Source organism: Bartonella sp. MU70NMGDW (assembly GCF_042194085.1).
GTDB lineage: Bacteria > Pseudomonadota > Alphaproteobacteria > Rhizobiales > Rhizobiaceae > Bartonella > Bartonella grahamii.
On record NZ_JBHIMK010000556.1, the window covers coordinates 1 to 607 of the forward strand.

1 pseudogene is annotated in these 607 nt (G+C 49.6%); it reads right to left on the reverse strand.

Features of this window, described 5'->3' with window-relative positions:
• A pseudogene (locus tag ACFIKE_RS12125) lies at positions 1-607 on the reverse strand (cell envelope biogenesis protein TolA); the annotation flags it as partial.

A 607-nucleotide genomic window follows, 5' to 3' on the forward strand; every position in this document is an offset into this window, starting at 1 on the left:
CCAGTGCTAAAATATCTTCAATGGTCTGTTTCTCTTGGTTTTTCTTGTTAAGCTTTGGCGTCTTTTGATTCAATGCAGCCCCTTTCTTCCTTGGGAATTCTTCGTCAAATTTTGGTTTAAACTGTGGAAGAAAAATTTTTTCTGGAAGTGTAATTTTGGGTGCTTGATGAACAATCTGCTCTGCTGGTACCTTCTGTACCATTGGAGCCAATTCTTTTGGCGATATCATCTCTTCATTTTTGTGCGCAGGCTTGAGCGCATCTTCCGGAGCCTTCAAAGGCATCTCAGGTGCAACCTTAGAGGTATCCTCCGGCGCGCTCAAAGGCATCTCAGGTGCAACCTTGGGAGTATCCTCCGATGTGCTCAAAGGCATCTCAGGTGCAACCTTGGGAGTATCCTCCGGTGTGCTCAAAGGCATCTCAGGTGCAACCTTGGGAGTATCCTCCGGTGGTGCCTCCAAAGGCATCTCAGGTGCAACCTTGGGAGTATCCTCCGGCGTGCTCAAAGGCATCTCAGGCGCAACCTTAGGAGTATCCTCCGGCGTGCTCAAAGGCATCTCAGGCGCAACCTTAGGAGTATCCTCCGGCGTGCTCAAAGGCATCTCAGG